This is a genomic window from Planktosalinus sp. (genome assembly GCF_059864935.1).
Genome location: NZ_JCBCCK010000353.1, coordinates 1 through 4,374, shown reverse-complemented (window position 1 = coordinate 4,374; position 4,374 = coordinate 1). Strand labels below are relative to the sequence as shown.

Annotated in this window: 2 protein-coding genes and 1 pseudogene; all 3 read right to left on the bottom strand. The window is 35.8% G+C overall.

All coding sequences use genetic code 11. From position 1 onward, the window contains the following. On the bottom strand, window positions 1-1,675 hold a 1,675-nt coding region (gene cas9 / locus AC6F75_RS11155), incomplete at its 3' end, for a type II CRISPR RNA-guided endonuclease Cas9 (RefSeq protein WP_500715095.1). Between the two features lie 773 nt (window positions 1,676-2,448). After that, complete coding sequence (locus tag AC6F75_RS11150; RefSeq protein WP_500715094.1) at window positions 2,449-3,990, bottom strand: NAD(P)H-hydrate dehydratase; 1,542 nt, start codon at window positions 3,988-3,990, stop codon at window positions 2,449-2,451. Between the two features lie 150 nt (window positions 3,991-4,140). Continuing rightward, window positions 4,141-4,374, bottom strand: a pseudogene (locus AC6F75_RS11145) (aminotransferase class I/II-fold pyridoxal phosphate-dependent enzyme); the annotation flags it as partial.

Below are 4,374 nucleotides of genomic sequence, written 5' to 3'. Positions count from 1 at the left end.
TTTGAAGGGCTTCTTTATCATTATCAGACATTTTATCAAGAAGATATTTTCCGTAAAAGAGCTTGATTTTTTCTTTTACATTTTTTCTATCGGTTTCATCTAAAATGTAATCGTTATTTGAATTATCATATGCCTTAATAAAATCACCTGTCAAGCCATTTACAATATCAATTTTTAAAATATCATCTTTATATCCAGAAATTATATCTATGATGGTGTCTTGAATAAACTGTTTATTCTCATTCCACTTTTCTTTTCCAATAATTTCATCAATGTTTGCAAAGAAAACAGCATAGGGATAAATAATTTTATCTTTAAGAAACGGCAAAATCTTACCAATTGCCTTTTTACTTAATGAAGAATAGCCTTGTTTTAAATTTATCTTTTCATAATAATTTACTTTTTCATCTGAAATAATAAATCTATCGCTAATGAATTTTTTTACTTTTTCTGTAGTGATATCATTAACAAAATCACCTGAAAAAAACAAGGTGTGCCAGAGTTCGTCAACCAGTTCATCTATAGTTTTGTTATCTTGCTTTTTGTATGTTGTCAAGATTGTCTTTTTACAATCTTCCCAATCATTGGCACTAAAAACTTCAATGAGTTTACTTATTGTAGGACTTCCGACTATTGGGTATTTATCCTTATAATTGAATTCAAAAAATAGATTATTTTTCTTTGCCAACGTGTTGATACCTTTAGAAATATCCAAAAACTTGAAATTTTTAGCACTTACCCTGTAAAATTTATCTTCAGCAATTTTATAATACTCGGGAAAATCAGATAAAAAAACAAAAGTATCGCCACTTCTTTCCTTTAATTTAATTGAATTTAAATATTGAAACATTCTAAACTCTTCAAACAAGGGATGGCTTACCGGACAACGTGGTTTTGATTTTTCTAAAGCACATTTACCAACAGAGCCTTTTTGAGATTTTAAAGGTCTTTGAAAAAAGATGGCATTAAAAAGTTTTTCTGCTAACTCCTTATTTACATTTTGAGTTTTCATCAACAGTTTAAACTCCTCCACATAACTAATTCTTGAAGAGTTGACTTCTTGATCATCGGCAGTAAACTTGGTTTTTCTGATTTTTTTATCTTCTAAATAGAGTCTATATTCATATTCACCAATGGTTTTGCAATTGTTTAATTGTAAAATTTCTTTTTCAACTAGATACCTTTCATAATCTTTACCTGCATCAGCATCTTTCCTTCCGCTTTTAAAACCTCTACGCTGACAAATATGATACAAAGCCCTCCCTAATTCTTGTTTAGAAACTATTTCATTTACGGCTTTAGCTCGAATTTCACGTGGATTAATCTTCAACCATTCTGAAAACTCATAATTCTCAGTTGGATATTTCATTTCTTTCCCCTTTTTATATACTGACCAGACCAGCAACTCGTCTTTACTTAAAGGACAGAAACCATTATCTATTAGCAGTTTTAATAAATCGGTTTTTCTTTTTTTACGTCTTCTATAAAGTTTACGGGACGCACGATGCTTAGTTCTTTCAGAAGCCAAAGAAAACTCCACACCCTTTTCTTCACCAACACCTTGTGGGTACACCAAAACATTTGTGTCAATAATTTGATTGCCTTCGTTGCTTTTATCTCTTATTGCCCACCCAATCGAATTCGGCCCTAAATCAAGTCCTAAAATCTTTGCCATAATTTATTATTGTTAAATCAACTTCTAAAATTTAAATGAAAATAATGATGTATTCTACGGAAAATCTCACAAAATATTTTCTAAAAAAAATCTGTTTTGGAAAAAAACTCAAAATTCAAATCAAATGTATTAAAAAAGATTTATATTTGACCTATTATTAATGAAATAATGTTTAAGCTTAAACCAAATATATAAAATTTATGTATACTGTTTAAGCTGCTGTGGTCTGATTATAAAAGAAAAACACCTCTGCAAAGGTGTTTTATAAATGATTTGATTAAAATGACCAGTCAATTAATTCTGGTTGAAAAGAAATTAGGATTTGTCTCATTAACAAATCTTAAACACTCTCAAATTGTTTATCCTGATTTGCAAAAGTAAGGAATTATCCCTTTATTTGCTTTAGATTAAAATTTCTAATCTTTAATCTTATCACAATAATCCGCCAGAGGCGGAGTAGGTAAAAAACCTTGAGTCCCGCTTCGGTGGGACTTTTTTTGTGTAGATCATTACTATAAACCGCTACAGGCAAAATAGAAAATTATCTTGGTTTTTAGCTTTCCTGTACAACCAAGATAAATTATCTGTACAGACAAGTCAACTTTCTTGTACAGGCATGGAGCATTTGCTGTACAGAGACAATGCGTTTTCTGTACAGGCATTGGCAGCACCTGTAAACACAGGGTGTTTCAAAGGCTATATTTGATGTTTTTTGTAGGTGTTTGCTTTTAAATTGAACCTCCTTTTAATTAGAGCTTACCCATCGTTTATGTTCATTTCCCTGAAGTTGGTGCATGGTCGCCTTCCAGCCTAAACAATTCTATAAAGGCATCTCCCAAATAGTCATTCAAATCCCCTGCAACCAGTGCATTGACCCCGGTATGTTGCGCAGCCAGATCGCCGGCAAGTCCGTGCAAATAAACCCCAAAAATTGCTGCTGTTAGCGGGTCATAATACTGAGCAAGCAAGCCTGTAATAATGCCAGTTAGCACATCACCACTTCCTGCTGTGGCCATTCCCTGGTTTCCCGTGGTGTTGACATACAGTTGGTCGTGATAGACCGTGATGGTGTGTGCTCCTTTAATGACAACAATTCCGTCAATGGATTTGGAAAGGGTTTTGGTTTTTTCAATCTTCTCAAAGTCGTTTTTCCATTTACCGATTAGGCGTTCCAACTCCCCGGGATGTGGGGTCAGGATGCAGTTTTTGTGTAGTAACTTCAATAGTTTTTTGTTGGCTGCTAAAAGATTTAATGCGTCTGCATCAAGAACCAACGGAGTTTTGTTGGTTTTCAAAAAGGCTTCAAAACCTGCTGCTGTTGCCTTGTCAGTGCCCAATCCTATTCCCAGTCCTATGGCATTAAATTTTTTGGTGTCAGGAAATGCAGTTATTTTTTCAACTTCATGGTCAGTAATGACCATGGCTTCCGGCACTGAGGCCTGGATGATTTCATAGCCGCATTTGGGGATAAAGGCAGATGCTTTTCCTGCCCCGGCCCTCAGGCAGGCTTTTAACGCCAGGGTAACTGCGCCCATTTTTCCGTAACTTCCCCCGGCAATGAGTGCGTGACCATAAGTGCCTTTGTGTGAAAATTTTTCGCGGGGATTGTACATCAAACGGGCATCATTTTTTAAAATCAGCCGGGCATTGGTTTCGGTTGTTTCGACATAATTTTTATCCAAACCAATGTCAATAATTTCTGTATGTTGAGAGAAATAGCCTGTTTCAGGAAGGTAAAAAGCGAGTTTTGGAACTTGAAATGAAAGTGTGACATTGGCTTTAATTACTGCATTCAGGTCAGGTGTTGGCGCATCAATAAACATCCCACTGGGAACATCTATTGCAAGCACAAATGCCTTTGAGCGGTTAATATACTGCACCAGCTCTTTAAGCCAGTCTTTAAGCGGTCTGTTGAGCCCAATGCCAAAAATGGCATCCACAACAATCTCATTGGGGTTAATCGTTGGGAAATCATCCGGTCCGGTTATTTTTTTTGGCCATATTTTGTGATTGTCTTTAAGTCTTCCGTAATTGATCAAAAAGCATTTGGAGCGGGTTTCACTGTAATTAACAACATAAGGCTCGACAATGTAACCTTTGTCAAGCAACATTCGTGTTACTGCCATTCCGTCGCCACCGTTATTTCCTATTCCACAAAAAACGTGTATGGGCACACGGGCACCTTTCAACTGATTGTCTATCCAAAAAAAAACTTGCTCAGAAGCGCGCTCCATCAAATCCAGCGGCGAAATTCCTTCACGGGATTCTGTGGCCTGATCAGCTTCATACATTTGCTTGGCAGAAAATATTTTCATGCATGTGAATTTGTTATCACCGAAAGTTAATGAATTTTCAACAAAAAAATAAACCCTCTCTGGATTTTGAACCCTGAGAGGGTTGAAAAAAAAAGTCTGATGTTCAAAAAACATCAGACTTTAAAAATAATATTGGTAAGTGTCTTAAACCTACTCTCCCATTGCGGCAGCAACAGAAGCCGAAAGTCGTTTGTAAGTTCCATTATGAAGCCTGTCCCTGATGGCTGAAAAAGCATCCAGTGTTTCCTGAATATCTTCGGCAGTATGAGTGGCTGTTGGGATTAAACGAAGTAAAATTAACCCTTTAGGTATCACGGGATAAACCACTATGGAACAGAATATCCTGTAATTTTCCCGTAGGTCTTTGACCAATGCCATGGCTTC

Coding starts and splice junctions, on each gene's coding strand:
- AC6F75_RS11150 (WP_500715094.1), bottom strand. CDS start 3,990: ATGAAAATATTTTCTGCCAAGCAAATGTATGAAGCTGATCAGGCCACA.